This is a genomic window from Streptomyces sp. NPDC020965, from assembly GCF_044333555.1.
GTDB lineage: Bacteria > Actinomycetota > Actinomycetes > Streptomycetales > Streptomycetaceae > Streptomyces.
In genome coordinates this window covers 242,690-269,463 of record NZ_JBIRRE010000001.1, presented here as the reverse complement: position 1 = coordinate 269,463, position 26,774 = coordinate 242,690, and the positions used below count along the sequence as shown (strand labels likewise).

Here is a 26,774-nt window from a genome sequence, read left to right as displayed (position 1 = left end):
TCTCCAGGGCGCCGGAGTTGGCTTGTTGAGCAACTCAGACCGGAAGGGGTGGCACATGGTTCGGCGTGAAGCGGACCCGCAGACGGCCCGGAGTGACATGTCGCAGGGATCGACAGGGCGAGAACTGCCCGAGGTCGGCACGCTGGTCCACGACATCGTCGCGGACAAGGTGGGCGAGTTCAGGGGAGCTGTCGGCGGGAGGTGGCAGCTCCGTCCGTGTGGCGGCGGGGTGGAGTGGGAGGTGGAGCCAGGGGCGGTCGCGCGACCGGGCACCGCCGAACAGGTGCGCGCTCTCGTCGCCGAGGACAACGCGCGGCGGAAGGCGCATCGGCGGTGACCGTGCGCAGGGGCCGGGGGCGGCCACGACGCGAGGGGGCGTGGCGTGATCTTCGAGCCCTGGTGGCGGCGCTGTGAGCGCGGGTGGCTACTGGTGCGAGGCGCTCGCGCGTGGGCGGGTCTGGGGTCGGGAGGAGACCGTCTCGTACATCCTCGGTACCTGTCGGGCTACGTCACCGGAGCTGGCGCTCCGCTGGTTACGAGGCCAGGCCCTTCGTATCGCGGACGGCCTTGACCCCGACCCCGGGGCGTCGGTGTGGGTTCGGCCGACGATGCGGCTCGACCACGTACCCGTACCGGACTGTGCTTCCGAGTTACGTGTCTGGTGTCACGACCCCGAGGAGCAACGGGCGGCGCGCGACCGCCTCGACGGTGCCCCGTTCTCGCTGATGGTCCCCGACGGCGACACCGACCTTTACACGCTCACCATTTGGCCCTCGGTCAACCCGTTCCCCACACATCACTGATTCCCGGCACCTCCGGAGGAACCCGTGCAGGACCCCACCTGGCTCTCCCGCGCCCAGCGGCTCGCCGATGCCCTCGCCGCGCAGGGGGATCTCCGCTCCCCGCACTGGCGGCGCGCGCTCGAAGACACCCCGCGTCATCTCTTCCTGCCGTCGTACTTCCTGGCGCAGGAGGGCGTTCCCACTCCCTGGCTCCGGCGTACCGAGGACGACGGGGAGGCGTGGCTCGGGCCCGTCTACACCGATCGGGCGTTGGTGACCCGCTTTCAGGACGGCGGCACGCCGCAGCGCGACGGGACGGTCACCGGGGTGCCCACCTGCTCCAGCAGTCCGCCGGGGCTCACGCTCCGGATGTTGGAGCTGCTCGATATCCGCCCGACCGACGATGTGCTCGATATCGGGACCGGCACCGGGTATCAGGCCGCCCTGATCGCCCACCGGCTGGCCGATCCGTATCAATTGGTCACCGCCGATATCGAACCCGAGCTGACCGCCCAGGCGCACCGCGCGCTCGCGGACCTCGGGCATCAGCCGCAGCTCGTCACCACCGATGCCACCAGCCACGCCTGGCCCCGTACCTTCGACCGGGTCATCGTCTCCTGCGCCCTGCCCCGGGTCGGTGAGACCCTGCGCGCGGCGGTCCGGCCCGGGGGGCGGGTGGTCGTGAACCTCTTCCCGCCGCTCAATCACACCCTCGTCACGCTCGACCGCCGGCCGGACGGCAGCCTCCACGGGCGCTTCCATCCCGACGGCGGCTCCTTCATGCCCGCCCGGCACCACACCCGTACCCGACCGCCCGCCGCACCACGGGTGGGCTGGCGCGGCGGTCGGGCCGCCGTCCCGCTCGAAGCCTTCGACGATCCGCGCTTTCTGTTCCTCCTCGCGGCACACCTGCCCGGTGCGCGGTTGCAGTGCGAGAGCGACGGCGCGCTCACCCTGCGCGAGCTGGTCCTGCCCGACGGCGCCTGGGCCGAGGGTGTCTACGCGGATGGCAGGCCCGGTCGTTTTCATGAGGGCGGCGAGCGCGGGATCTGGGGGAGTGTCGAGCGCTGGTGGGCCTGGTACACGGAGCGCGGACGACCGGCCTGGGACCGCTTCGGGCTCACCGTCACGGCCGAGGGCGATCACCGGCTCTGGTACGGGGACCCCCGGCGGGCCCGAGGTCTGGGACCTGCCCACGGTCTGAGCGTGACAGGGGCAGGGCAGGGGACAGCGAAGGGACACGGGCACACGGGACACGGGACACACGGGACGCGGGAAGGAAATCCGGGGAGAACGCGGCGGACACAGGGTCTCAGGCCCCCGGGAGCGACCGAGGGGCCCGGGTCGGGCCCGGGATTGCGGGCTCCGGCGTGCGCCCCGAGCCCCACAGGGGCGCACTCCGCTGTGGCCGTCCGGGGGCCCGGGATGAGAGACTATGCGTGGGGTCGCAAAAGTAGCCGTAACTCGTCGGTTTCGATTCCGTCATAGCCGGGCATGAGCCCTGGGCGCTGCGGGCAATGAAGCTCGCTCTGCGAAGGTCATCCGGATACCGATCTGTCCGACGGCGACCCATCTCAACCGCTCTGCGCGGTGTCCGCATGTTGGAATGAGTTATCCACTTTTCGAGATTCACTCCATCATGTAACCTGCACGAAATTTCGCGGAGGGCCAACGTCGTCCCTCGGTATTGAACATGCCACGACGACGACGGGAGAGCCGATGCGTTCCGACGCCTGGTCGCCCATGGACGGTCGCCCCGCCCCTCAGGGGATGTATGACCCCCGTAATGAACACGACGCGTGCGGTGTCGGGTTTGTGGCCACCCTTACCGGTGTGGCCAGCCATGAGCTGGCGGAACAGGCGCTGACCGTACTCCGGAATCTGGAGCACCGGGGTGCCACCGGCTCCGAGCCCGACTCGGGTGACGGCGCCGGCATCCTGCTTCAGGTGCCCGATGCCTTCCTGCGTGAGGTCAGCGGGTTCGAACTGCCCGAGGCCGGGTCGTACGCCGTCGGCACCGCCTTCCTGCCCGAGGTCGACACCGAGGACGCCGTCTCACGGATCGAGACGATCGCCGCCGAGGAAGGGCTCACCGTCCTCGGCTGGCGCGAGGTCCCCGTCGCCCCCCAGCTGCTCGGTGCCTCCGCCCGCGCGACCATGCCGGTTTTCCGCCAGATCTTCGTCGCGGACGGCGTGAACAGCGGCGTCGCACTGGACCGTACGGCGTTCGTGCTGCGCAAGCGCGCCGAGCGCGAGGCCGGTGTGTACTTCCCGTCGCTCTCCGCGCGCACCATCGTCTACAAGGGAATGCTGACCACCGGCCAGCTCGAACCCTTCTTCCCGGACCTCTCCGACCGGCGCCTGGCCACGGCCGTCGCCCTGGTCCACTCGCGGTTCTCCACCAACACCTTCCCGAGCTGGCCGCTGGCCCACCCGTACCGCTTCGTCGCCCACAACGGCGAGATCAACACGGTCAAGGGCAACCGCAACTGGATGCGCGCCCGTGAGTCCCAGCTCGGTTCCGACCTCTTCGGTACGGGCGAGCTGGAGCGGATCTTCCCGGTCTGCACGCCGGACGCCTCCGACTCCGCCTCCTTCGACGAGGTGCTGGAGCTGCTCCACCTCGGCGGCCGGTCGCTGCCGCACTCCGTGCTGATGATGGTCCCGGAGGCGTGGGAGAACCACGACTCCATGGACCCGGCCCGGCGCGCCTTCTACCAGTACCACTCCACGCTGATGGAGCCCTGGGACGGCCCGGCCTGTGTCACCTTCACCGACGGCGTCCAGGTCGGCGCGGTCCTCGACCGCAACGGGCTCCGCCCCGGCCGTTACTGGGTCACCGACGACGGCCTCGTCGTGCTCTCCTCCGAGGTCGGTGTCCTCGACATCGACCCCGCCAAGGTCGTCCGCAAGGGCCGCCTCCAGCCCGGCCGGATGTTCCTCGTGGACACCGCCGAGCACCGGATCATCGAGGACGACGAGATCAAGTCCGCCCTCGCCGCGGAGCACCCGTACAAGGAGTGGCTCGACGGCGGGACGATCGAGCTGGAGGATCTGCCCGAGCGGGAGCACATCGTGCACACCCACGCCTCGGTCACCCGCCGCCAGCAGACCTTCGGTTACACGGAGGAGGAGCTCCGCATCATCCTCGCGCCGATGGCGAGGACCGGTGGCGAGCCCCTCGGATCCATGGGCACCGACTCCCCGATCGCGGCGCTCTCCGAGCGGCCCCGGCTGCTCTTCGACTACTTCACCCAGCTCTTCGCGCAGGTCACGAACCCGCCGCTGGACGCCATCCGCGAGGAGCTCGTCACCTCGCTGTACTCCTCGCTCGGCCCGGCCGGCAATCTGCTGGAGCCCAACGCCGCGTCCTGCCGCAGCGTCACCCTGCCGTTCCCCGTCATCGACAACGACGAGCTGGCCAAGCTCATCCACATCAACGCCGACGGCGACATGCCCGGCCTGAAGTCGGCGACGCTCTCCGGCCTCTACCGCGTCAGCGGCGGCGGCGACGCGCTGGCCGCCCGTATCGAGGCCATCTGCGCCGAGGCGGACACGGCCATCGAGGACGGCGCCCGACTGATCGTCCTCTCCGACCGGCACTCGGACGCCGAGCACGCGCCGGTCCCGTCGCTGCTGCTCACCTCCGCCGTCCACCACCACCTCATCCGCACCAAGCAGCGCACCCAGGTGGGGCTGCTGGTGGAGGCGGGCGATGTGCGCGAGGTGCACCATGTCGCGCTGCTGATCGGTTACGGCGCCGCCGCGGTCAACCCGTACCTGGCGATGGAGTCGGTCGAGGACCTGGTCCGCGCCGGGACCTTCATCGACGGCATCGAGCCCGAGCAGGCCATCCGCAACCTGATCTACGCCCTCGGCAAGGGCGTGCTCAAGGTCATGTCGAAGATGGGCATCTCCACCGTCGCCTCCTACCGGGGCGCGCAGGTCTTCGAGGCCATCGGCCTGGACGACGCCTTCGTCGACACCTACTTCAACGGCACCGCCACCAAGATCGGCGGCGCGGGTCTGACGATCGTCGCCGGCGAGGTCGCCGCCCGGCACGCCAAGGCGTACCCCGTCTCCGGCATCTCCTCCGCGCACCGCGCGCTGGACATCGGCGGCGAGTACCAGTGGCGCCGTGAGGGCGAGCCGCACCTCTTCGACCCGGAGACGGTCTTCCGGCTCCAGCACGCCACCCGTAACCGCCGCTACGACATCTTCAAGCAGTACACGGACCGGGTGAACGAGCAGTCCGAGCGGTTGATGACGCTCCGGGGACTCTTCGGCTTCCAGGACGGCCGCGAGTCCATCGACATCTCCGAGGTCGAGCCCGTCTCCGAGATCGTCAAGCGGTTCTCCACCGGCGCCATGTCGTACGGGTCGATCTCCCGCGAGGCCCACGAGACCCTCGCCATCGCCATGAACCAGCTCGGTGGCAAGTCCAACACCGGTGAGGGCGGCGAGGACCCGGACCGTCTCTACGACCCCGCCCGCCGCTCCAGCATCAAGCAGGTCGCCTCCGGCCGCTTCGGTGTCACCAGTGAGTACCTGGTCAACGCGGACGACATCCAGATCAAGATGGCGCAGGGCGCCAAGCCCGGCGAGGGCGGCCAGCTCCCCGGCCACAAGGTCTACCCGTGGGTCGCCAAGACCCGGCACTCCACCCCCGGCGTCGGGCTGATCTCCCCGCCGCCGCACCACGACATCTACTCGATCGAAGACCTCGCCCAGCTCATCCACGACCTCAAGAACGCCAACCCGAAGGCCCGGATCCACGTCAAGCTGGTCTCCGAGGTCGGCGTCGGCACGGTCGCCGCCGGTGTCTCCAAGGCACACGCCGACGTGGTGCTGATCTCCGGACACGACGGCGGTACGGGCGCCTCGCCGCTCACCTCGCTGAAGCACGCGGGCGGCCCCTGGGAGCTGGGGCTCGCCGAGACCCAGCAGACCCTGCTGCTCAACGGCCTCCGTGACCGGATCGTGGTCCAGACCGACGGCCAGCTCAAGACCGGCCGCGATGTCGTCATCGCCGCGCTGCTCGGCGCCGAGGAGTTCGGTTTCGCGACCGCGCCGCTCGTCGTCTCCGGCTGCGTCATGATGCGCGTCTGTCACCTGGACACCTGCCCGGTCGGCATCGCCACCCAGAACCCGGTGCTGCGCGAGCGGTTCTCCGGCAAGGCCGAGTACGTCGTCAACTACTTCGAGTTCATCGCCGAGGAGGTCCGCGAACTCCTCGCCGAGCTGGGCTTCCGGACGATCGAGGAGGCCGTCGGCCACGCCGAGATCCTCGACACCGAACGCGCCGTACGGCACTTCAAGGCCCAGGGGCTCGACCTCGCGCCGCTGCTGTACGTGCCCGAGCTGCCCGAGGGCGCGGTGCGCCACGCCCTCATCGCGCAGGAGCACGGACTGGAGAAGGCGCTCGACAACCAGCTCATCAAGCTGGCCGCCGACGCGCTCAACGCCGAATCGGCCGAGGCGGCCCAGCCGGTCCGCGCCCAGGTCGCGATCCGCAACATCAACCGCACCGTCGGCACCATGCTCGGCCACGAGGTGACCCGCAGGTTCGGCGGCGCGGGACTGGCCGACGACACCATCGACATCACCTTCACCGGCTCGGCGGGCCAGTCGTTCGGCGCGTTCGTGCCGCGCGGTGTCACCCTCCGGCTGGAGGGCGACGCCAATGACTACGTCGGCAAGGGCCTCTCCGGGGGCCGGGTGATCGTCCGCCCGGACCGGGGCGCCGACCACCTCGCGGAGTACTCCACCATCGCGGGCAACACCATCGGGTACGGCGCGACCGGCGGCGAGATCTTCCTGCGCGGCCGTACCGGTGAACGCTTCTGCGTCCGCAACTCCGGCGCCACCGTCGTCTCGGAGGGCGTGGGGGACCACGGCTGCGAGTACATGACCGGTGGCCATGCGGTGGTGCTCGGCGAGACCGGGCGCAACTTCGCGGCCGGCATGTCCGGTGGTGTCGCCTATGTCATCGACCTCGACCGGGACAACGTCAACTCCGGCAATCTGGCGGCGGTCGAGACCCCGTCCGACGCCGACAAGCAGTGGCTGCACGACGTCGTGCGCCGCCACCAGGAGGAGACGGGTTCCACCGTCGCCGAGAAGCTCCTCGCCGACTGGCCCGCCAGCGCCGAACGCTTCAGCAAGATCATCCCGACCACGTACAAGGCAGTGCTCGCCGCCAAGGACGCCGCTGAGCTCGCCGGTCTCTCCGAGCAGGAGACCACCGAGAAGATGATGGAGGCGGCGATCAATGGCTGACCCCAAGGGCTTCCTGACCACCGGGCGCGAAGTCGCCAAGACCCGCCCCGTGGCCGAGCGCGTCAGGGACTGGAACGAGGTCTACGTTCCCGGTTCCCTGCTGCCGATCATCAGCAAGCAGGCCGGCCGCTGCATGGACTGCGGCATCCCGTTCTGCCACAATGGCTGTCCGCTCGGGAACCTCATCCCGGAGTGGAACGACTACGCCTACCGCGAGGACTGGGCCGCCGCGTCCGAGCGGCTGCACGCCACCAACAACTTCCCGGAGTTCACCGGGCGGCTCTGCCCGGCACCCTGCGAATCGGCCTGTGTCCTCGGCATCAACCAGCCGGCCGTCACCATCAAGAACGTCGAAGTCTCCATCATCGACAAGGCGTGGGACGCCGGTGACGTCACCCCGCAGCCCCCGGAGCGGCTCTCCGGCAAGACCGTCGCCGTCATCGGCTCGGGACCGGCCGGACTCGCCGCCGCCCAGCAGCTCACCCGCGCCGGGCACACCGTCGCCGTCTATGAGCGCGCGGACCGAATCGGCGGCCTCCTCCGCTACGGCATCCCCGAGTTCAAGATGGAGAAGGTGCACATCAACCGCCGCATCGAGCAGATGCGCGCGGAGGGCACCAAGTTCCGTACCGAGGTGGAGATCGGCCGGGACATCGACGCGGCCAAGCTGCGCCGCCGCTATGACGCGGTGGTCATCGCGGCCGGTGCCACCGTCTCCCGCGATCTGCCCGTCCCGGGCCGCGAGCTGACCGGCATCCACTTCGCCATGGAGTACCTGCCGCTCGCCAACAAGGTCCAGGAGGGCGACTTCATCGCCCCGCCGCTCACCGCCGAGGGCAAGCACGTCGTCGTCATCGGCGGCGGCGACACCGGCGCGGACTGCGTGGGCACCGCCCACCGCCAGGGCGCGGCCTCCGTCACCCAGCTGGAGATCATGCCCCGGCCGGGCGAGGAGCGCAGCGCCGGCCAGCCGTGGCCGACGTTCCCGATGCTCTACAAGGTCACCTCGGCGCACCAGGAGGGCGGGGAGCGCGTCTACGCCGTCTCCACCACGCACTTCGAGGGCGACGAGAACGGCCATGTCCAGGCGCTGCACCTGGTCGAGGTGGAGTTCAAGGACGGCAAGCTGGAGCAGAAGCCGGGCACCGAGCGCCGGCTGCCGGCCCAGCTCGTCACCCTGGCCATGGGCTTCACCGGCACGGACCAGGAGAACGGCCTGGTCCGCCAGTTCGGTCTGGAGCTGGACGCGCGCGGGAACATCGTCCGGGACGCCGACTTCGCGACCAATGTCGACGGGGTCTATGTCGCGGGCGACGCGGGCCGCGGCCAGTCGCTGATCGTGTGGGCCATCGCCGAGGGCCGCTCGGCGGCCCGGGGTGTGGACCGCTTCCTGACCGGTGCGAGCGATCTGCCCGCGCCGATCCGTCCCACGGACCGGTCCCTGACCGTGTGACCTGCGTGATCCATGTGATTCGGGTGATCTGTCCGATCCGGGCGACCCCACCCGACCGCTCGATCGTGTGGCCCTTCCGGCGCCCCGGCCGTCCGATCCGGACGGCCGGGGGCGGGGGCCCGTGGCGCGAGCTGTCCGACCCGCGGTAGGCTGCGTGATCTGAGTGACCTGAGCGTTTCGCCCCGTACGTCCGACCCCGCGCACCGACGCGGACCGGCGTGCCGGTGGGCGAAGTGAATCGTCCCGTACAACGGCGTACGGAACTGAACGCGGCGTCTGCCCTGTCCCCGACCGGACCTGGGTGGGCGCCGCGTCGCATCTCAGCCCGTCAGCATTTTCTCCACCGGCTCCTGCTCGGCTGACCTCGGCCCCTGCTCCTGCTCCTGCTCCTGCTCCTGCTCCGGCTCCTGTTCCGGCTTCGGCTTCGGCGGGACCGGTACGGTACGGGGCCGCAGCAGCCGGTGGACCAGTACCGCCGCCACCGTCAGCAGCACCGCCACCGCCCCCACCGTGAGCTGCCAGGCGTCGGTGAACTCGCCGCCGACCTCGCCGAGCTGCCCCGTCGCCACCCGGCCCGCCAGCGCGCCGTCCCCCAGCCGCGACTCCACCAGGGTCAGCAGCGCGGAGCCGAAGACCGCCACCACCATCGCACCGGCGCCGCCGCGTGCCGTGCTGAGCAGCCCGGACGCCATGCCCACCCGCTCGGGCGTCACCGCGCCCAGCGCCTGGGCCTCGATCTGCCCCATCGCGAGACCGATGCCGACACCGAGCAGCACCAGGGGGGCGGCCAGCCGCAGCGGCCCGGCGTCCGGCGTCAGCGACAGCGCCAGCCAGAGATTGCCGGCCGCCGAGAGCAGGAGCGAGCCCACCACCAGATGGCGCGCCGGGAACCCCCGGGAGACCAGCCGCCCGCCGACGGTGGGGAAGACGAAGACCGGGACCGTCGCCAGCAGCATGATCAGTCCGGTGTCACCGGCCGAGAATCCGCTGGTGCCCTGGAGATAGGCGGGCAGGAAGATCAGCACACCGGTCGCGCCGGTGGAGAGGAACACCGCGCCGACCAGCCACCCCCGGAAGACCCGGTCACGGATCAGCCCGAGATCCAGCACCGGATGGTCGCTGCGCCGCTCCACCGCCACGAAGACCGAGAGCAGGGCGACCCCGGCCACCAGTGGGCCCAGTACCGCCGCGCTGGTCCAGCCGGACTGCGCGCCCTGGGTGATGGCGAACATCAGCGACGCCTGGCCCGCGATGAAGGTGACCACTCCGGGGCGGTCGACCTTCGGTCGGTCGGCCGCCCGTGACTCGGGGATCAGCCGGGTGCCGACCATGATCAGCAGTCCGACGACGCCGAAGAGCAGAAAGGCCGGCCGCCAGCCGAAGGCACCCACCAGCCAGCCGGAGAGGGTCGGTCCGACCGCTATCCCGATACCGGCGGTCGTGCCCACGGCGGCGAAGGCCCGGGTCCGCCGCGGGCCCTCGAAGATCGTCGCGAGGATGGCCACCCCGCCCGCCATCACCCCCGCGCCACCGACGCCGGTGATCGTCCGGGCGATGTCGAGTACGAGGATGTTCTGGCTGACGGCCGCCGCGAGGCTGCCCGCCGCGTAGAGGGTGACCCCCACGGTGTACACCTTCCGCCGCCCGAAGAGATCACCGAACGAGCCGGCGATCAGCATCACGGAGGAGGCGGCGAGGACATATCCGGTGACCACCCACTGGAGGGCGGCGCCGGAGGCGTCGAGGTCCCGGCCGATCTCGGGCAGGGCGATGGAGGTGCCGGTCATTCCCATGGGGAAGACGAGGTAGCCGAAGAGGAGGACGAGCAGGGCGAGACGGGGCCGGGGGAGGCGGGGCCGGGAGGGGAGTCGTGAGGTCATGGGTCCCACCGTCGACCCTCAACCTTGGTTGAGGTCAAGCGCGTTCGGGGGAGCAGGGATCACGGTGATCCCGGTGGCGTTGTCGTACGGATGTCGTAATCTCGACCCATCTGTCGATCTGTCAACTCATGGGCAGCCGGTTCACGGGGTGCATGGGCAGTGAGCGAACGGAGCCGTGTCGTGGCCGTAGTGACATCGCCGGGGGGACCGGCCATCAGCCTGAGCAAGGTGGCGGAGCGGGCGCCCGCGCTCGTCAGCCTCTACAAGTCGGCGGCGAAGTCGCTGAGTGAGCACGGTCTCGACGGACAGCGGGCCGCCGTCTATCTGGTGATCGACTACTCGGGCTCGATGAAGGACTACTACCGGGACGGCAGCGTGCAGGCGCTGGCCGACCGGGTGCTCGGGCTCGCCGCCCACTTCGACGACGACGGATCGGTGCCGGTGGTCTTCTTCTCCACCGACGTCGACGCGGTCACCGATATCGCCCTGGACAACCACGGCGGCCGGGTCGCGGAGATCGTCGCGGGCCTCGGACATATGGGCAAGACCAGCTACCACCTGGCGATGGACGCGGTCATCGACCACTACATCGACAGCGGTTCGACCGCGCCCGCGCTCGTCGTCTTCCAGACCGACGGCGGGCCGATCAACAAGCTGGCGGCGGAGAAGTACCTCTGCAAGGCGTCGCGGCTGCCGATGTTCTGGCAGTTCGTCGGCTTCGGCAACAAGAGCAGCTCGCAGTTCAATTTCCTGCGCAAGCTGGACGAGCTGGCGGTGCCGGCGAAGCGCTCCGTCGACAACGCCGGCTTCTTCCACGCCGGACTCGACCCCCGACAGATCTCCGACGTCGAGCTGTACGACCGGCTGGTGGCGGAGTTCCCGGCCTGGCTGGCGGCGGCGCGGGCGCGGGGCATCGTGCGTTAGGCCCTGTCCGGGTCCGGGCGATTCTGTCCGGGCGATCCTGTCGGGCCCGCGACGACTGCCCGGGCGGGACCCGGCGCCCCGCGACGACTGCCCGGACGGGGCCCGGCCCCCCACGACACGTTCGCGCTGGCAGGGGCAATCCCGACAGAAGGTGTCGGGATTGCCTGGTTGGGTGGTCGCATGAGCACCTCCCCACCGGCCCGCTGGGCCGATTTCCAGGCGGCCGAGCCCGCCTTCGCCACGACGGTCCGGGACCGCTTCGAGAAGTACACGCACCACGTCCTCGCCACGCTCCGCAAGGACGGGTCGCCGCGGGTGACCGGTCTTGAGGTGACCTTCCTGGAGGGGGAGGTCTGGCTCGGGATGATGCCGGGTTCGCTGAAGGCGCTGGACCTGCGCCGCGACCCCCGCTTCGCGCTGCACGCCAATCCGGGGAGCGGTGACTCCATGGACGGTGGGGACGTCAAGATCTCGGGGCGTGCGGTGGAGGTGACGGACGCCGGGACCGTGGCCGTGTTCGTGGCGGCCGTCCGGCCCCCGGAACCGTTCCATCTCTTCCGGGTGGAGCTGGTGGACGTGGTCCGTACGGTCGTGGAGGGGGACCGGCTGGTCGTACGGTCCTGGCGGCCGGGGGGTGTGGTGGTCACCCACTGAGGGCCACTCGCATCGGTGCGGGGTGCGGGGTGCGGGGTGCGGGGTGCGGGGTACGGGGTACGGGCGCGGGTGCGGGGAGCGGTGGTGGCTCGCTGAGGGGGACTCGCTCCGGCTCAGGGGGGCGCGGTGGGTGATCACCCACCGAGGACCACCCGCTCCGGCGCCGGGACGCCCGCCAGCACCCGTGCCCGGCAGCGGCCCGGCGTCCCCCAGGCGTCCCGCAGCGGCCGGGCCTTGCGCAGCCAGAGCGACAGGTCCAGCTCCTCCGTGTAGCCCACGGCGCCGTGCAGTTGCAGGGCCGCCCGCGCGGCCGCGTAACCGGCCTCGCCCGCCGTGACCTTCGCGGCGGCGATATCGGCCGCCTCCAGGGTGAGGGCCGCCCCGTACACCAGGGGCCGGGCGAATTCGAGCCCGATCATGGTGTCCGCCAGCCGGTGCTTGACGGCCTGGAAGGCCCCGACGGGAGTGCCGAACTGTCGGCGCTGTCCGACGTACGCGACCGTACGGTCGAGCAGGGTGAGCCCGACGCCGAGCGCCTGCGCCGCGGTGAGCAGCCGGGCGATGCCGGCCGCCGATGCGGCGGCGGGGCCGAGCTGGTCCCCGGTGGCGATGACCTCGCCGCCGGGGGCCGGGCGGGCGAGCCGTCGCGCCGGGTCGGCGGAGACGCGCGGGAGGCCGTGGCCGGGGGCCAGCCGCAGCACCGCCGAGCGGGCCCCGGCCCCGACCGCCCTCGCCCCTGCTGCTCCGACCCCGGCTGCCCTCGCCCCTGCTGCTCCGGTCACCGCCGCTCCGGCCCCGGTTGGCGCGCGGGGCCCTGTCGTACCTGTCGTACCTGTCGTACCTGTCGTACCTGTCGTACCTGTCGTACCTGTCGTACCTGTCGTACCTGTCGTGCCGGTCGTCCCGGGCTCCACCACCAGGAGCGCCCCCACCGCCCCCGGGTCGAGGACGTACGATCCCTCGCCCGGCAGCGCGAGCGTCGCCGGGCGGCCCGCCAGCAGCGCGGGCAGCAGTCGTTCCGCGGCCGAGGTGTCGCCCGCCGCCGCCAGCCGGGTCAGCAGCGTCAGCACGGCGACCGACTCCACCAGCGGCCCCGGAACCGCGTGCCTGCCGAGCTCCACGAAGGCCACCACCAGCTCCACCGGGAGCGGGCCGAGACCGCCGTACGCCTCCGGGACGGCCAGCGCGAACAGGCCCGCGTCCGCCAGCCGGGCGAAGAGGGCGTGGCCCGGGGCCGGATCGCCCGCCGCCCAGGCCCGGGTCACCGTGGGGACATCGGCCGCCGAGAGCAGCGCGTCCAGCGAACGCCCGAACGCCTCCTGCTCCGCCGTCAGCAGGAAGCGCATCAGCGGCGGCCCTTCGGGAGGCCGAGCAGCCGCTCGGCGATGATGTCGCGCTGGATCTCGTTCGTACCCGCGTAGATCGGGCCGGCCAGCGCGAACACATGCCCCTCCGCCCATTCGGTGTCGGCGAACTCGCCCTCATCGCGCAGGAGGTCGAGCGCGGTCTCGTGCAGGGCGATGTCGTACTCCGACCAGAAGACCTTGTTCAGGCTGGACTCGGCGCCCAGGCTGCCGCCCGCCGCGAACCGGGACGCGCCGGCCCAGGTGAACAACTGGTAGGCGCGCGCCCCGATCACGGCGTCCGCCACCCGGTCCCGTACGGCGAGTTCATCCGCCCCCTGCCGTACGCCTGGTTCATCCGGGCCCGCTGCCCGGTCTCGTACGCCTGGTTCGTTCGCGTGCGCCGCCCCCTGCCGTACGCCTGGTTCGTTCGCGTGCGCCGCCCCCTCCCGTACGCCCGGATCGCCCGCGCCAGCCACCCCGTCCCGTACGTCCGCGTCCGCCACCCCGTCCCGCACCGCCGGGCCGTCCCCCGCCGCCGTGCCCCCGGGTGGCGATGACGCGCGCCACAGCCGTACGAGACGGTCCGCCGCCGCCAGGAAGCGGCCGGGGGACCGCAGGGTCAGCCCCCGTTCGTTCCCCGTCGCGGACATCGCGATCCGCCATCCGTCCCCCGGCTCGCCGATCACATCCGCGTCTGGAACGAAGACCCGGTCCAGGAAGAGTTCCGCGAAGGCGGGCTTGCCGTCCAGCCGGCCGATCGGGCGGACCGTCACCCCCGGCGCCCACAGGTCGAACATCAGATACGTCAGCCCCTGGTGCCGCTTCGGCGCCTCCGGGTCGGTGCGGAAGATCCCGAACGCCCGGTCCGCGAAGGCCGCCCGGGACGACCAGGTCTTCTGTCCGGTCAGCAGCCAGCCGCCGGCCGTCCGTTCCGCCCGGGACCGCAGCGCCGCGAGGTCCGATCCGGCCTCCGGCTCGGACCACGCCTGCGCCCAGACGACCTCGCCGCTCGCCATCGGCGGGAGCAGCCGGGCCCGCTGCTCCTCGGTGCCGTGGTCGAAGAGGGTGGGCGCGAGCAGGCTGATGCCGTTCTGGGAGACCCGGCCGGGCGCGCCCGCCGCCCAGTACTCCTCCTCGAAGAGCAGCCAGCGGACCAGATCGGCGCCCCGCCCGCCGTACGGCTCCGGCCAGGAGACCACCGACCAGCGGTCCGCGTACAGCTCCGCCTCCCAGGCGCGGTGCGCCGCGAAGCCATCCCGGGTCTCCAGTGATGGCAGTGGCGTACGGGGCACATGCGCGGCGAGCCAGTCGCGGGCCTCGGCGCGGAAGGTCTCGTCCTCGGGGGAGTGGTGCAGATCCATGCGTACGCCCATCCTTCCCTAACAAGTGTTTGGTAGGTTAACGTGCCACCGTGACGAACAACAGGCCGGAGAGCAGGCAGGAGCACGAGACGGGTACCGGGGCGAGTACCGAGGCCAGGACCGGGGCGAGCAGGGCGAACCGGCCGGAGTACGTGCCGGGGCACGGCCTCCTCGCCGGGCGCACCGCCGTGATCACCGCGGCGGCCGGGGCCGGGATCGGCGGCGCCACCGCCCGTAGATTCCTGGAGGAGGGCGCCCGGGTCGTCGTCAGCGACACCCATATCCGCCGCCTCCGGGAGACCGAGGCCGCGTTCGCCGAGGAGTTCGGCCCCGCCGCCGTCGCCGCCCAGCCCTGCGATGTCACGGACGAGGCCCAGGTGGCCGCGCTCTTCGAGCGGGTCGCCGGGGAGCACGGCGGCCTCGACATCGTGGTCAACAACGCCGGACTCGGCGGCACCGCCACCCTCGTCGAGATGACCGACGACCAGTGGGACGGCGTCCTCGACGTCACCCTCAACGGCACCTTCCGCTGCACCCGCGCCGCCCTGCGCGCCTTCCGGGACACCGGGCGCGGCGGAGTGATCGTCAACAACGCGTCCGTCGTCGGCTGGCGCGCCCAGGCCGGGCAGGCCCACTACGCCGCCGCCAAGGCCGGTGTCATGGCGCTCACCCGCTGCGCCGCGATCGAGGCCGCCGCGTACGGCGTGCGGGTCAACGCCGTTGCCCCCAGCCTCGCCGTCCACCCGCATCTGGTGAAGGTCACATCTGCCGAACTGCTCGCCGAGCTGACCGGCCGGGAGGCGTTCGGCCGCCACGCCGAACCGTGGGAGATCGCCAACACCATCGTCTTCCTGGCCAGCGGCTACGCCTCGTATCTGACCGGCGAGGTCCTCTCCGTCAGCAGTCAGCGGGCGTAGGCGAGGGGATCGAGGGTGGCGGGGAGGCGGAGAATGACCGGGTGCCGAACAAGAAGAAGAACCAGGTGACCGCCTCGCCCGAGCGCCGCCGCGAGCTGCTCGACCTCGCCGCCGAGGTGTTCGCCGCCCAGGGCTACAACGCCACCACGGTCCGCCGGATCGCGGACGAGGCGGGGATGCTGGCGGGCAGCCTCTACTACCACTTCGATTCCAAGGAATCGATGCTGGACGAGATCCTCAGCACCTTCCTGGACGAGCTCTGGCAGGGGTACGACTCGGTGCTCGCGGCCGGGCTCGGCCCCCGGGAGACCATCGAGGCCCTCGTCACCGAGTCGTTCCGGGAGATCGACCGGCACCGCGCCGCCGTGGCGATCTACCAGAAGGAGTCCCGGCAGTTGGCCGCGCAGCCGCGCTTCCACTATCTGACCGAATCACAGCGGAAGTTCGAGAAGGCGTGGCTCGGCACGCTGGAGAACGGGGTGCGGGCCGGGGTCTTCCGCACCGATCTGGACATCCGGCTGACCTATCGGTTCGTCCGGGACACGGTGTGGGTCGCCGCGTCCTGGTACCGGCCGGGCGGACAGCACAGCCCCGAGGAGATCGCCCGTCAGTACCTGTCGATGGTGCTGGACGGGATCGCCGTACGGATCTGAGCCGTACGGGCCGGAGTTGTACGGGCCGGAGCCGTACGGGCCGGAGGCGTGCGTACGCCACCCGTACGCATCCGACCCGTACCCACGCGACACGCGACGCACTGAGGAGTGGTCATGGGCGAGGCATACATCGTCGAAGCGGTACGCACCCCGGTCGGCAGGCGCGGCGGGGCGCTCGCCGAGGTCCATCCCGCCGACCTCGGGGCGCATGTGCTCACCGCGCTCATGGTGCGCTCCGGGATCGACCCGGCCGCCGTCGAGGACGTCGTCTTCGGCTGTCTGGACACGGTGGGCCCGCAGGCCGGCGATATCGCGCGCACTGCCTGGCTGGCGGCCGGGCTGCCCGAGGAGGTGCCCGGGGTGACCGTCGACCGCCAGTGCGGATCGTCCCAGCAGGCGGTGCACTTCGCGGCGCAGGCCGTGCTCTCCGGCACCCAGGACCTCGTCGTCGCCGGCGGGGTGCAGAACATGTCCATGATCCCCATCGCCTTCGCCTCCCGGCAGGCCGCCGATCCGCTCGGACTGACCGGGGGCCCGTTCGCGGGCAGCGAGGGCTGGCGGGCACGCTACGGCGACCAGCCCGTCAACCAGTTCCACGGCGCGGAACTGATCGCCACCAAATGGGGGGTGACCCGCCGCGACCAGGAGGAGTTCGCCCTCCGCTCCCACCAGCGGGCGGTCCGCGCGGTGGACGAGGGCCGCTTCCGGCGCGAGACGGTGGGGTACGGGACGGTCGCGGCCGACGAGGGCCCGCGCCGGGACACCACCCTGGAGAAGATGGCGGGCCTCAAACCGGTGCTGGCGGGGGGCACCATCACCGCCGCCGCTTCGTCCCAGGTCTCGGACGGGGCCGCCGCACTCCTGATCGCGAGCGAACGGGCGGTACGGGAACACGGGCTGACGCCCCGCGCCCGGATCCACCACCTGTCGGTGCGCGGCGGGGACCCGATCCGGATGCTCTCGGCCCCGATCCCGGCGACGGCGTACGCGCTCAAGAAGACCGGTATGTCGATCGGGGACATGGACCTGGTGGAGATCAACGAAGCGTTCGCGCCGGTGGTGCTGGCCTGGCTGAAGGAGACCGGTGCCGATCCGGAGCGGGTGAACCCGAACGGTGGCGCGATCGCCCTGGGTCATCCGCTCGGCGCCACGGGGGCCCGGCTGATGACGACCCTGCTCCATGAACTGGAGCGGGTGGGCGGGCGGTTCGGGTTCCAGACGATGTGCGAGGGCGGCGGCCAGGCGAACGTCACGATCATCGAGCGGCTCTGACCCCTCGGGCCGGGGGCCGATCCATCCCGGGGCGTGGGCCGGCGCATCCCGGGGCGTGACGGGCGGTGCCGGGGAGCGCGCCCGCCACTCCCCGTGGCTTGCCGGACAGCCCGCCCGACGTTCCCCGTGCTGCCGGACCGTGTGCCTGCCGGACCGCGTGCCTGCCCGCAGCTCCCTGTGCCTTGCCGGACCGCGCGCCCGCCCGCGGCTCCCCCTGCGGTACCGGACAGCGCGCCCCGGACAGCGCGCCCGCCACTCCCCGTGCGGTGGCGGACCGCGCCGCCCGGAGCCGCCCGCCCACGCCCGGGCCCCGCACGGCGGCCCGGGCTCAGTCGCTGGCGCCGCGCCGTTCCGGCAGGCCGATCGGGTTCGGGAAGCGCAGCGTCCGTGACACCGCGTCCGAGAGGGGGATCAGCGCCTCGCCGAGCCGCGCCACATCCGCCGCCGACCAGGGCCGGGACGCCGCGCGGTCGGTGGCCTCCTCGATGGTCGTATGGGTGCGGTGCCCCTCCTCCGTCGCCCGCCCCTCGGTGTCCAGCAGCCCCCGGTCCACCAGTCGCCGGTTCGCCGCGTCCCACTCGCCGTCGGTCCAGCCCCGGAACGGCTGGAGTTCGGAGCGCGGCAGATCGATCCCCGTACGCAGCACCAGGATCTCGCAGCCGTCGAGGTCCGCGGCGACCTGGGCCGCCACATAGCCGTCGCCCCGGTGTTCACGGAGCACGGTCGTCGCGTGCCACAGCCGGTCCAGCGGGTCCCGCGGCCAGGGCAGCGCCGCATTGGCCGCGGCCAGCGCACGGCCGGTGCAGTCGGGGGCGGTCGCCGGTGCGGAGAGCAGCTCGGCCGCTTGCTCGACCCGCTCCTCATGGCCCGCCAGCAGCCGGGCGAGGGCCGCCCGCGCGCCCTTGCGGCGCAGCTCCAGGGCGTCCCCCGGGGTGACCACCCGCCAGACGGAGGGCACCGCCTCGGCCACCATCGAGGGGGCGTACGAGCAGAAGGTGGCGGTGACCGTGCCCGGGTCGGCGGTGCCCAGCGGCGCGGCCCGCCCGGCGAAGTAGCCCTTCCAGAAGCCGCGCAGCCCCGCCTCCTCGAAGGTGGCGACGGCCTCCGGCGAGAAGTAGGTCACGGAGTGGATCGGTTCGAACAAGGTCCATAGGTCGCGCGTGGCGGCGACGGTGGTGTCAGCGGCAGACGTCATGGCGCGCATTCTGCCGGGCGCCGGGACCGCTCCACGGGCGTCGGACCGCGGAGACGCCGCTGACCTGGAGGTAAGATCACCCCTCTGGACGGACGGCCGATTGACGGCCGTATCCGTGGTGTCGGCCGTCGCCGTCAGACCGCCCCGGGACCCGGGTCCGGCAGCCCGCGGAGCACCCCCGCGGCCTCCGCCATGATCCGTTCGACCAGCTCCGCACAGCTCGGCAGATCCTCGATCACCCCGGCGACCTGACCCGAGGCCATCACCCCCAGGTCCGTGCGCCCCTCGACCATCGAGGCCCGCAGCAACATCGGTGTATTGGCGGCCAGCAGGACCTGACCCCACGACAGGTCCTTGCCGTGCCGCAGCGCCAGCCCGTCGCGGACCATCGACGCCCATGACAGCCCCGAGAGCCTCCGGAACGCCGCGGCGTGGCGCACCGACCGGAGCAGGGTGCGGGCCCGGCCGCGCCGTTCCAGGGATGCCACCAGCTCCGTCCGCAGCATCCGGTGCGGCAGCCCGTCCACGGCCGTCGTCACCGTCACATCCCGTACGGACGCGGCCAGATAGCGGGCCTTCACCGCGTCCGGGACCGTCGAGTCCGAGGTGAGCAGGAAGCGGGTGCCCATCGCGACGCCCGCCGCGCCGAGCGCGAGCGCCGCCACCAGCCCGCGTCCGTCGTGGAAGCCCCCGGCCGCGATCACCGGGATGCCGACGGCGTCCACGACCTGTGGCAGCAGGACGGTCGTCGCCACCTCGCCGGTGTGGCCGCCGCCCTCGCCGCCCTGCACGATCACCGCGTCCGCGCCCCACGCCGCGACCTTCTCGGCGTGCCGGCGCGCCCCGATGGACGGGATGACGACCACGCCCGCGTCCTTGAGTTCGGCGATCAGCTCCCGGGACGGCGCGAGGGCGAAGGAGGCGACCCGTACGCCCTCGTCCACGATGATCCGCACCCGGTCCCGGGCGTCCGCCGCGTCCGCGCGCAGATTGACCCCGAAGGGTTCGTCCGTACGGGACTTCACCTCGCGGACCGCGTGGCGCAGCTCGTCCACCGTCATCGTCGCGGACGCGAGGACGCCGAGCGCACCCGCCCGGGCGGTGGCGGTGACCAGCCGGGGGCCGGCGACCCAGCCCATCCCGGTCTGGACGAGGGGGTGCCGCACTCCGGTGAGCCGGGTGAGCGCGGTCTCCAGCGGCGCCGCACCCGCTTCCCGTGGGGGTTCCATCAGGACGGCACCCCCACTGTCTTACGGACCGGTTCCATCAGGACGGCACCTCCCGTTCGCGCAGTGCGTCCGGATCGAGGACCTCGCGGATCAGCCGGAGTTCGGGGGCGGTGGGCTCCCGGGTGTACGGGACGTCGGCGCCGATCGCGAGCGGGAAGCCCGTCGCCTCCCGGATCTGGTCCACGGTGACGCCGGGGTGGCGCGAGGCGAGCCGCATCGTGTGGTCGGGCGTCGCGAAGTCGAGGACGCCGAGGTTCGAGACGACCCGGGGGATGCGGTGGAACCGGGTGGCGCTCGGTCCGGCCGCCGCCGCCCGGTCGTAGCCGACCCCGCACACCACGTCCACCTCGGGGACGAAGACCCGGGTGGAGTGCTTCGGCACCCAGTAGCTGACCGGGTTGTTGAGGGTGTTGACGGGCGCGCCCCGGACGCCGAGGAGTTGGCGGCTGGGGCGCGCCCAGTCGCCGATGCAGGAGATGTTCTGGTTGCCGTACCGGTCGAGCTGGCTGGCGCCCATCATGACGTGGCGCCGGCCCCCGGTGACCATGGTCAGATGGCGGCGGTACGGCAGCCAGCCCTCCGGTTCCCCGTCGGGGCCGATCAGCAGGGCCTCGCCGTCGGTGAGCAGGAGATCGGGGGAGAAGGTCCGCCGCGCGAGCCGGGCGCCGATGGAGGGGATCAGGCCCATGGGGCTGGCGAGCACCTCGCCGTTGTCGCGCCAGGCGTCGGCGCAGGCGATGACGGCGTACTCGGCACGGGTGACGCCGCTGCTGGTGCTGCTGCCGGTGCCGGTGTTCATCGGGGCCGCTCCTCGTGCCAGGTCCGGACGGCGGACTGATAGGACTTCTCGTCGCCGCCGCTCAGGAAGCGTTCGGCGAACTCCTCCCAGGGGGTGGCCGCGTACATCCGCTGGAACGCCTCGTCCCGGTCGTGGTCGGGGACGCAGGAGGTGAAGTGCGCGCCGTTCGGCGTCTCCACCACGCCGGAGACCGAGTGCCGTCCGACGAGCAGGGTCTGCGGGACGGCCCCGGCGAACCCGGCCACGATCTCCTCGCAGGAGAGGTACGCGGTGTCGGCGGCCTCGCAGAACAGATCGTCGAAGTACGGGTCGGGGCCCAGATACTGGCCGTTGCCGAGCCGGTCGGCCCGGTTGAGGTGGACGAGCGCGGCGTCCATCCGGAGCGCGGGTACGGCGACGAATTCCTCGCCGTCCTCGTACGGCGATGTGACCGTCCGCAGCTCCGGGTTGATCCGCATCACATCGGAGCCGAGCCCGGCGCGTACGGGCAGGAACGGCAGCCGGTTCGCGGCGGCGTGCAGCCCCCACATGAACATCGCCTCGTCGATCTCGGTGAGCGCGAAGTCGCCGCGCTGGCGGGCGGCGCGGTAGTGCGGTTCGAGGGGGATCGAGTCCAGGGTGACGAAGGGGGTGACCAGTCGGCGGATCCGGCCGGCGGCGGCCAGCAGACCGATGTCCGGGCCGCCGTACGAGATCACGGTCAGATCGGTGAGGGGCGACCGGAGCACCGCGCGGACCAGCGCCATCGGTTTGCGGCGCGAGCCCCAGCCGCCGATGCCGATCGTCATCCCGTCGTGCAGCCGCGCCACCACGTCGTCCGGTGTCATCGTCTTGTCGGTCACCGGGATTCCTCCGTACCGAAGGTGTCGCGGACCCGGTCGCCGACCCCGCTGAGCGCGGCCTCGAAGGTGAAGCCCTGCTCGAATCGGTAGTCGCGGCGCACGTCCACGGGGTCGATGCCGTTGATGGCGGCCTTGGCGAGCCGGATCAGGGTGCCGTCCTTACGGGCGATCTCCTGGGCCAACTCCCGGGCCGCGGCCAGCAGCCGGGCGCGCGGGACGACCCGCCAGACCGAACCGTGGCGGTGGAGTTCGTCGGCGGTGACGGTGCGCGAGGTGTAGTAGAGGGTGCGCATCAGGTGCTGGGGGACCAGCCGCGCGAGATGGGTGGCGGCGCCGAGCGCGCCCCGGTCCAGTTCCGGCAGTCCGAAGGTGGCGTCGTCGGCGGCGACGATCGCGTCCGCGTTGCCGACGAGTCCGATGCCGCCGCCGAGACAGAAGCCGTGGACGGCGGCGACCACGGGCACCTCGCACTCGTAGACGGCGGCGAATGCCTCGGCACAGCCGCGGTTGGCGCCGAGCAGTGCGGTACGGCCGGGATCGCGGCGCATCTCCTTGATGTCGACGCCCGCGTTGAAGCCGCGGCCGGTGGCGGCCAGCACGACACAGCGGGTCTCCGGGTCGCGGCCCGCCGCGCGGACGGCGTCGGCGAGTGCGTACCAGCCGCGGACGGGCAGGGCGTTGACGGGCGGATAGTCGGCCGTGACGACGCGGACGCCGTCGGCGGGTTCCGTGGTGGAGACACCCATGACAGGATCAGCTACCTTTCCACCAAACGTTTGTTAGGGAAGGAAGGTAGCAGCCGATGGACCTGGACGGGAATGTCGTCGTCGTCACGGGCGGCACCCGTGGTGTCGGGGCCGGCGTCGCGGACGCCTTCCTGCGGGCGGGCGCGACCGTCGTGATCTGCGCCCGCAGGCCACCGGACCGCAAGGCCCCGCCGGGCCGTCCCGCCCCGCCCGACCGTCCCGCCCTCGCTGATGGGTCCGTCCCGCCCGACCTGCTCGACCCTCCCGTCCCGGCCGACCGCCTCGCCCTGCCGGACAGCCCTGCCCCGGCCGATGGTTCCGTCCCGCTCGACCCGCCCGCCACGGCTGATGGTTCCGTCCCGTCCGGCCGCCCCGGTTCGGCCGACGCGCGGCCCCTCGGTGCCGAGTTCGTCCCGCTCGACCTGCGCGACCCCGACGCCGTCGAAGCCTTCTTCGCGGACGTCGTGGCGCGGTACGGCCGGCTGGACACCCTGGTCAACAACGCGGGCGGCACCCCGCACCGGCTCCTCGCCGAAGCCGGACCTGCCCGCCACGCCCGCGTGATCGAGCTGAACCTCATCGCGCCCCTGACCGCCTCCCTCGCCGCGTACCCCCATCTCCGCGCGGCCCGGGGCTCCCTCGTGATGATCGGCAGCGTCAGCGGCGGTCGGGCTTCACCCGGCACGGCGGCGTACGGGGCGGCCAAGGCCGGAGTGGAGAGCCTGGCGCGCTCGATGGCCGTCGAATGGGCGCCGGAGGTACGGGTCAACACCGTCGTCCCCGGCATGGTCCGCACCGAACTCTCCGCACTGCACTACGGCGATGAGGACGGGGTCGCCGCCGTCGGCCGCACCGTCCCGCTCGGGCGGCTGGCGGAACCGGCCGAGATCGGGGAGGCGGCCGTCTTCCTCGCCTCCCGACGGGCGGGTTACATCAGCGGTGCCTCGCTGCTGGTGCACGGCGGCGGGGAACGCCCCGCCTTCCTCGGCGCCGCCACGGCCGACCACCGCGCCCCCTCCCCTTCCCGCGCCGAATCCCCCGAATCCCCCGTTCCCGCCGGCCGTTCCGCCGACGCCGACCACGGCACCCGCCCCGCCGACAAGGAGAAGTGAGATGACCGACCTGTGCGCGGACCGCGTGGTCGTGGTGACCGGCGCCGGACGCGGTCTGGGCCGCGCCCATGCCCTGGCCTTCGCCGCCGAGGGGGCGAAGGTCGTCGTCAACGACCTCGGCGCGGGACCGGACGGCGCCGGTTCGTCCGACGACCCCGCGCGGCGGGTCGTCGCCGAGATCCGGGCGGCCGGTGGCGAGGCCGTGGCCCACGGCGGCGACATCGCCACCGGCGCGGGCGCCGCCGCGCTGATCGCCACCGCCCTGGACACCTACGGCCGGCTGGACACCCTCGTCAACAACGCCGGCTTCGTCCGCGACCGGATGCTCGTCAATCTGCCCGACGACGACTGGGACGCGGTCCTGCGGGTCCATCTCACCGGCCACTTCCTCCCCCTCAAACACGCGTCGGCACACTGGCGCACCCGGGCGAAGGAAGGCCGCCCGGTGGCCGCCCGGATCGTCAACACCACCTCGGGGGCGGGCCTGCTGGGCAGCGTCGGCCAGGGCAACTACGCGGCGGCGAAGGCCGGGATCGTCGGACTCACCCTCGTGGCGTCGGCGGAACTGGCCCGCTACGGCGTCCAGGTCAACGCCATCGCGCCGGCCGCCCGCACCCGGATGACCGAGGAGACCTTCACGGAGTTGACGGCACTGCCCGAGGACGTCTCCCCGCTCGTCGTCTGGTTGGGCTCCGACGCGAGTACGGGGGTGACGGGACGCGTCTTCGAGGCGGAGGCGGGCCGCATCACCGTGATGGAGGGCTGGCGTCCGGGGCCCACGGTGGACCGGGGAACCCGCTGGACCCCGGCGACGGCGGGCGACGCGGCCCGCCGTCTCCTCGCCTCGGCCGAGCCGCCGGGGGCGGTGTACGGGGCGGCGATCTGAGTACCCGCGCCTACGCCGGGATGAGCACCCCGGCGGCGGTGCGCGCACCCGCCGCGCGGCTACCGTCCACTTCATGGACCGCGATCACTCTCCCGCAGACAATCACGCACCCCGCCAGCAGTCGACGGCGGTGATTCTCGTCTGGGCCGCGCTGGCCGTCGTGATCACGGTCGCCGTGGTCTGCGCGGTGGCACTGGTGCTCCTCCTGGAGACCCAGGCGGAGGAGAACCGGGTGAGGTCCGCGCCCCTCCTCTCCGCCGCGTACGCCTAGCCCGTTCCGTCGCCCGGGGGACCGGGCCCCACCCGATTGCATCCGTACCCCCGCACCCCCGTACCCTCGTGGCGCACCCACGCCTCACGCCTCACGCCTCTCGACCCACGCCTCACGCCTCACGTCTCGCAGTCGAGAATCGTGCCGCAGAGTCCGCACCGGGCCCGCATCCGCCCCCGTACCGGCAGCCGAATGCGCTGGTGGCAGGTGGGGCAGGGGAAGGAGACGCGCGGTCCTTCCGGTCCTCGCTCGATGGCGTAACGGGCCTCCGTCGCAAAGCCGGTGGGGCCGGTGGGGCCGGTGTGATCGGTGGATTGGACGCGCGCGGTGCGCCCGGTGCGCTGGAGGGCCTGTCGCCGGTCCTTGGCGTAGCGGTGACGCGCCGCCCAGCCGGCCGTGGTGAGCGGCGGGTTGCGGGCGTCGCTGAGGGCCCGGGTACGGCCCCGGGTGTAGGCCGTGTACCCCTGGGGGCTGGTGAACCACGGCGCGGGATCCTCGTCGAATGCGAGCGCGCGTTTGGTCAGGACGTAGCCGAATTCCTCCGGCGTGAGATAGCCCAGCTTCTGGCTGGAGACGCGGTCTTCGCGGAACGCGTCGAGCAGCAGCCAGCCCGCACCGAGATAGGTTGTCGCGGTGTCGGTCAGGATCTCGTTGTCACGGGTGCCGGGGAAGGCCAGGTCGAGCCGGTGCAGCAACACATGGGTGATCTCATGGGCGAGCGCCGCGCCGATATCCCGCCGATGGGTGCGGAATCGGTCGTTCAGCTCGATGAAGTACTCCGGCCCGGAGGTGAGTTCCACGCTCGCCGCGTGCTCCATCTCGCGGAAGCTGACGATCATCCGGGCGTCCGGCAGCCGGAAGTGGAGCACCAGGGCGCGGGCGACCCGCTGGGCGCCGAGATGGAGATCGTCCTGATCGGAGAACGCGACATCGGCGGGGAGCACGCTCGGCGCGTAGGAGAGCACTCCATCGGGGGAGAGCCGCCGGTACAGCGCGGTGAGCGCCGCCCGCACGGTGTCGAGGTGCGGATAGCCGTGTACGACCTCGGAGCTCTTCGCCACCACGTCCCGTACCCCCTGTACGACGGTCGGCCCATCCCCACTGTACGGCGCCCCGGGCGGGAATCAGGGGAGCTGACATGGCCGGAAAGTGTCCCTTGTGGTGCACCCGGCGCACTCCTCATAATCCGGATCATCATCTTGTCGGGCTCATGTCAGCAACGGCATTTGCTGTCAATGTCCGATACGGGCGAACATTTTCAACCCCCCACGAAAGGCAGTCCCTTGAAGCTTCTCCGTACGCTCAAGAGATGCGCCGCTGCCGGCGTCGTCCTGCTCGCCGCCGCCAGCCTCCAACCCGCCACCGCGGCGGCCGCCGCCCCTCCCGTCGGCCACCAGCCCGCAGCCACCGCCGCCGCCCCTCCCGTCGTCGGCGGCGTCCGGGCCACCCAGGGCGAGTTCCCCTTCATGGTCCGGCTCTCCATGGGCTGCGGCGGCTCCCTGCTCACCCAGCAGATCGTGCTCACCGCCGCGCACTGTGTGAGCGGTTCCGGGAACAACACCAGCATCACCGCCACCGCCGGTGTGGTGGATCTCCAGAGCCCCAGCGCCATCAAGGTGAGGTCGACCAAGGTCCTCCAGGCGCCCGGGTACAACGGCGTCGGCAAGGACTGGGCGCTGATCAAGCTCGCCCAGCCGATCAACCTGCCCACCCTGAAGATCGCCGAGACGGCCGAGTACAACACCGGCACGTTCGACGTGGCCGGCTGGGGCGCGCCCCGCGAGGGCGGCCCGCAGCAGCGCTACCTGCTGAAGGCGAAGGTGCCGTTCGTCAGTGACGCGTCCTGCCAGCGGGCGTACCCGAGCCTCGTCGGCAGCGAGGAGATCTGCGCGGGACTCCCGCAGGGCGGCGTCGACACCTGCCAGGGTGACTCCGGTGGTCCCATGTTCCGTCGGGACAACGCCAACGCCTGGGTCCAGGTCGGCATCGTGAGCTGGGGCGAGGGCTGCGCGCGGCCCAACCTCCCCGGTGTCTACGCCGAGGTCTCCCACTTCGCGGCGGCCATCAAGTCGGCGGCGGCCACGCTGTAATCACCCGTAGCAGGAGGCCGGGGCAGGTGTGCGGACGGTTAGTCCAACACCTGCCCCGTCTTTGTCCATGGGCGTCGCCCTCC

22 protein-coding genes are annotated in these 26,774 nt (G+C 72.1%); 13 read left to right on the top strand and 9 right to left on the bottom strand.

Annotated elements, in window-relative coordinates:
- The first annotated feature begins 55 nt into the window (after positions 1-55).
- From ACH4S7_RS01150 to ACH4S7_RS01135, 4 genes are all read left to right on the top strand, one after another.
- Positions 56-337, top strand: coding sequence for a hypothetical protein (locus ACH4S7_RS01150; protein WP_398518943.1), 282 nt, complete (start codon positions 56-58; stop codon positions 335-337).
- Between the two features lie 490 nt (positions 338-827).
- On the top strand, positions 828-2,270 hold the full coding sequence (locus tag ACH4S7_RS01145) for a methyltransferase domain-containing protein (RefSeq protein ID WP_398518942.1): 1,443 nt from the start codon (positions 828-830) through the stop codon (positions 2,268-2,270).
- 231 nt (positions 2,271-2,501) lie between these two features.
- On the top strand, positions 2,502-7,061 hold the full coding sequence (gltB, locus tag ACH4S7_RS01140) for a glutamate synthase large subunit (protein ID WP_398518941.1): 4,560 nt from the start codon (positions 2,502-2,504) through the stop codon (positions 7,059-7,061).
- Complete coding sequence (locus ACH4S7_RS01135; protein WP_398518940.1) at positions 7,054-8,514, top strand: glutamate synthase subunit beta; 1,461 nt, start codon at positions 7,054-7,056, stop codon at positions 8,512-8,514. The genes gltB and ACH4S7_RS01135 overlap by 8 nt, the downstream gene beginning before the upstream one ends.
- Positions 8,515-8,834: 320 nt before the next feature.
- Here the strand turns inward: ACH4S7_RS01135 and ACH4S7_RS01130 are convergent, their stop codons facing one another.
- Complete coding sequence (locus ACH4S7_RS01130) at positions 8,835-10,394, bottom strand: MFS transporter (protein ID WP_398518939.1); 1,560 nt, start codon at positions 10,392-10,394, stop codon at positions 8,835-8,837.
- Between the two features lie 180 nt (positions 10,395-10,574).
- On the opposite strand from ACH4S7_RS01130, the gene ACH4S7_RS01125 reads away from it, so the two are divergent.
- Positions 10,575-11,318, top strand: coding sequence for a vWA domain-containing protein (locus ACH4S7_RS01125; RefSeq protein ID WP_398518938.1), 744 nt, complete (start codon positions 10,575-10,577; stop codon positions 11,316-11,318).
- A 180-nt stretch (positions 11,319-11,498) separates the two neighbouring features.
- Positions 11,499-11,972, top strand: coding sequence for a pyridoxamine 5'-phosphate oxidase family protein (locus ACH4S7_RS01120; RefSeq protein WP_398518937.1), 474 nt, complete (start codon positions 11,499-11,501; stop codon positions 11,970-11,972).
- A 134-nt stretch (positions 11,973-12,106) separates the two neighbouring features.
- Here ACH4S7_RS01120 and ACH4S7_RS01115 read toward each other — a convergent pair whose 3' ends face one another.
- Both ACH4S7_RS01115 and ACH4S7_RS01110 read right to left on the bottom strand, forming a co-directional pair.
- On the bottom strand, positions 12,107-13,318 hold the full coding sequence (locus tag ACH4S7_RS01115) for an acyl-CoA dehydrogenase family protein (RefSeq protein WP_398518936.1): 1,212 nt from the start codon (positions 13,316-13,318) through the stop codon (positions 12,107-12,109).
- Complete coding sequence (locus ACH4S7_RS01110; RefSeq protein ID WP_398518935.1) at positions 13,318-14,679, bottom strand: acyl-CoA dehydrogenase family protein; 1,362 nt, start codon at positions 14,677-14,679, stop codon at positions 13,318-13,320. The genes ACH4S7_RS01115 and ACH4S7_RS01110 overlap by 1 nt, the downstream gene beginning before the upstream one ends.
- A gap of 152 nt (positions 14,680-14,831) precedes the next feature.
- On the opposite strand from ACH4S7_RS01110, the gene ACH4S7_RS01105 reads away from it, so the two are divergent.
- The 3 genes from ACH4S7_RS01105 (at position 14,832) to ACH4S7_RS01095 (ending at position 17,521) form a co-directional block, all read left to right on the top strand.
- A complete protein-coding gene (locus tag ACH4S7_RS01105; protein WP_398519986.1) occupies positions 14,832-15,596 on the top strand; it encodes an SDR family oxidoreductase in 765 nt (254 codons plus the stop codon).
- 41 nt (positions 15,597-15,637) lie between these two features.
- Complete coding sequence (locus ACH4S7_RS01100; protein ID WP_398518934.1) at positions 15,638-16,249, top strand: TetR/AcrR family transcriptional regulator; 612 nt, start codon at positions 15,638-15,640, stop codon at positions 16,247-16,249.
- A gap of 114 nt (positions 16,250-16,363) precedes the next feature.
- On the top strand, positions 16,364-17,521 hold the full coding sequence (locus tag ACH4S7_RS01095) for an acetyl-CoA C-acetyltransferase (protein WP_398518933.1): 1,158 nt from the start codon (positions 16,364-16,366) through the stop codon (positions 17,519-17,521).
- A 328-nt stretch (positions 17,522-17,849) separates the two neighbouring features.
- On the opposite strand, the gene ACH4S7_RS01090 is transcribed toward ACH4S7_RS01095, so the two are convergent.
- From ACH4S7_RS01090 to ACH4S7_RS01070, 5 genes are all read right to left on the bottom strand, one after another.
- The gene (locus ACH4S7_RS01090; protein WP_398518932.1) at positions 17,850-18,716 is read right to left on the bottom strand and encodes a hypothetical protein; all 867 of its coding nucleotides are present in this window, start codon (positions 18,714-18,716) and stop codon (positions 17,850-17,852) included.
- Positions 18,717-18,850: 134 nt separating this feature from the next.
- A complete protein-coding gene (locus ACH4S7_RS01085; RefSeq protein ID WP_398519985.1) occupies positions 18,851-19,912 on the bottom strand; it encodes an NAD(P)H-dependent flavin oxidoreductase in 1,062 nt (353 codons plus the stop codon).
- Positions 19,913-19,982: 70 nt separating this feature from the next.
- Positions 19,983-20,744, bottom strand: coding sequence for a CoA-transferase subunit beta (locus ACH4S7_RS01080; protein ID WP_398518931.1), 762 nt, complete (start codon positions 20,742-20,744; stop codon positions 19,983-19,985).
- The gene (locus ACH4S7_RS01075) at positions 20,741-21,586 is read right to left on the bottom strand and encodes a CoA transferase subunit A (protein WP_398518930.1); all 846 of its coding nucleotides are present in this window, start codon (positions 21,584-21,586) and stop codon (positions 20,741-20,743) included. The genes ACH4S7_RS01080 and ACH4S7_RS01075 overlap by 4 nt, the downstream gene beginning before the upstream one ends.
- On the bottom strand, positions 21,583-22,332 hold the full coding sequence (locus ACH4S7_RS01070) for an enoyl-CoA hydratase family protein (protein WP_398518929.1): 750 nt from the start codon (positions 22,330-22,332) through the stop codon (positions 21,583-21,585). Before ACH4S7_RS01070 ends, ACH4S7_RS01075 begins: the two co-directional genes overlap by 4 nt.
- A 56-nt stretch (positions 22,333-22,388) precedes the next feature.
- Here ACH4S7_RS01070 and ACH4S7_RS01065 point away from each other — a divergent pair, with 56 nt between their 5' ends.
- From ACH4S7_RS01065 to ACH4S7_RS01055, 3 genes are all read left to right on the top strand, one after another.
- Positions 22,389-23,444, top strand: coding sequence for an SDR family oxidoreductase (locus tag ACH4S7_RS01065; RefSeq protein ID WP_398518928.1), 1,056 nt, complete (start codon positions 22,389-22,391; stop codon positions 23,442-23,444).
- A gap of 1 nt (position 23,445) precedes the next feature.
- Complete coding sequence (locus tag ACH4S7_RS01060; protein ID WP_398518927.1) at positions 23,446-24,330, top strand: SDR family oxidoreductase; 885 nt, start codon at positions 23,446-23,448, stop codon at positions 24,328-24,330.
- A gap of 73 nt (positions 24,331-24,403) precedes the next feature.
- The gene (locus ACH4S7_RS01055) at positions 24,404-24,601 is read left to right on the top strand and encodes a hypothetical protein (protein ID WP_398518926.1); all 198 of its coding nucleotides are present in this window, start codon (positions 24,404-24,406) and stop codon (positions 24,599-24,601) included.
- Between the two features lie 119 nt (positions 24,602-24,720).
- On the opposite strand, the gene ACH4S7_RS01050 is transcribed toward ACH4S7_RS01055, so the two are convergent.
- Positions 24,721-25,662 (bottom strand): hypothetical protein, encoded by a 942-nt coding sequence (locus ACH4S7_RS01050; RefSeq protein WP_398518925.1) that lies wholly within the window; start codon positions 25,660-25,662, stop codon positions 24,721-24,723.
- Positions 25,663-25,836: 174 nt separating this feature from the next.
- Between ACH4S7_RS01050 and ACH4S7_RS01045 the strand changes: the two genes are divergently transcribed.
- A complete protein-coding gene (locus tag ACH4S7_RS01045; RefSeq protein ID WP_398519984.1) occupies positions 25,837-26,691 on the top strand; it encodes a S1 family peptidase in 855 nt (284 codons plus the stop codon).
- The last annotated feature ends 83 nt before the right edge of the window (positions 26,692-26,774 follow it).

Bases quoted from the DNA above. Each gene is read 5' to 3' on its own strand.
- ACH4S7_RS01130 (WP_398518939.1), bottom strand. From the start codon at position 10,394: ATGACCTCACGACTCCCCTCCCGGCCCCGCCTCCCCCGGCCCCGTCTC.
- ACH4S7_RS01055 (WP_398518926.1), top strand. From the start codon at position 24,404: ATGGACCGCGATCACTCTCCCGCAGACAATCACGCACCCCGCCAGCAG.
- ACH4S7_RS01080 (WP_398518931.1), bottom strand. From the start codon at position 20,744: ATGAACACCGGCACCGGCAGCAGCACCAGCAGCGGCGTCACCCGTGCC.
- ACH4S7_RS01110 (WP_398518935.1), bottom strand. From the start codon at position 14,679: ATGGATCTGCACCACTCCCCCGAGGACGAGACCTTCCGCGCCGAGGCC.
- ACH4S7_RS01095 (WP_398518933.1), top strand. From the start codon at position 16,364: ATGGGCGAGGCATACATCGTCGAAGCGGTACGCACCCCGGTCGGCAGG.
- ACH4S7_RS01150 (WP_398518943.1), top strand. From the start codon at position 56: ATGGTTCGGCGTGAAGCGGACCCGCAGACGGCCCGGAGTGACATGTCG.
- ACH4S7_RS01065 (WP_398518928.1), top strand. From the start codon at position 22,389: ATGGACCTGGACGGGAATGTCGTCGTCGTCACGGGCGGCACCCGTGGT.
- ACH4S7_RS01070 (WP_398518929.1), bottom strand. From the start codon at position 22,332: ATGGGTGTCTCCACCACGGAACCCGCCGACGGCGTCCGCGTCGTCACG.
- ACH4S7_RS01090 (WP_398518932.1), bottom strand. From the start codon at position 18,716: ATGACGTCTGCCGCTGACACCACCGTCGCCGCCACGCGCGACCTATGG.
- ACH4S7_RS01060 (WP_398518927.1), top strand. From the start codon at position 23,446: ATGACCGACCTGTGCGCGGACCGCGTGGTCGTGGTGACCGGCGCCGGA.
- ACH4S7_RS01115 (WP_398518936.1), bottom strand. From the start codon at position 13,318: ATGCGCTTCCTGCTGACGGCGGAGCAGGAGGCGTTCGGGCGTTCGCTG.
- ACH4S7_RS01120 (WP_398518937.1), top strand. From the start codon at position 11,499: ATGAGCACCTCCCCACCGGCCCGCTGGGCCGATTTCCAGGCGGCCGAG.
- ACH4S7_RS01045 (WP_398519984.1), top strand. From the start codon at position 25,837: ATGTCCGATACGGGCGAACATTTTCAACCCCCCACGAAAGGCAGTCCC.
- gltB (WP_398518941.1), top strand. From the start codon at position 2,502: ATGCGTTCCGACGCCTGGTCGCCCATGGACGGTCGCCCCGCCCCTCAG.
- ACH4S7_RS01135 (WP_398518940.1), top strand. From the start codon at position 7,054: ATGGCTGACCCCAAGGGCTTCCTGACCACCGGGCGCGAAGTCGCCAAG.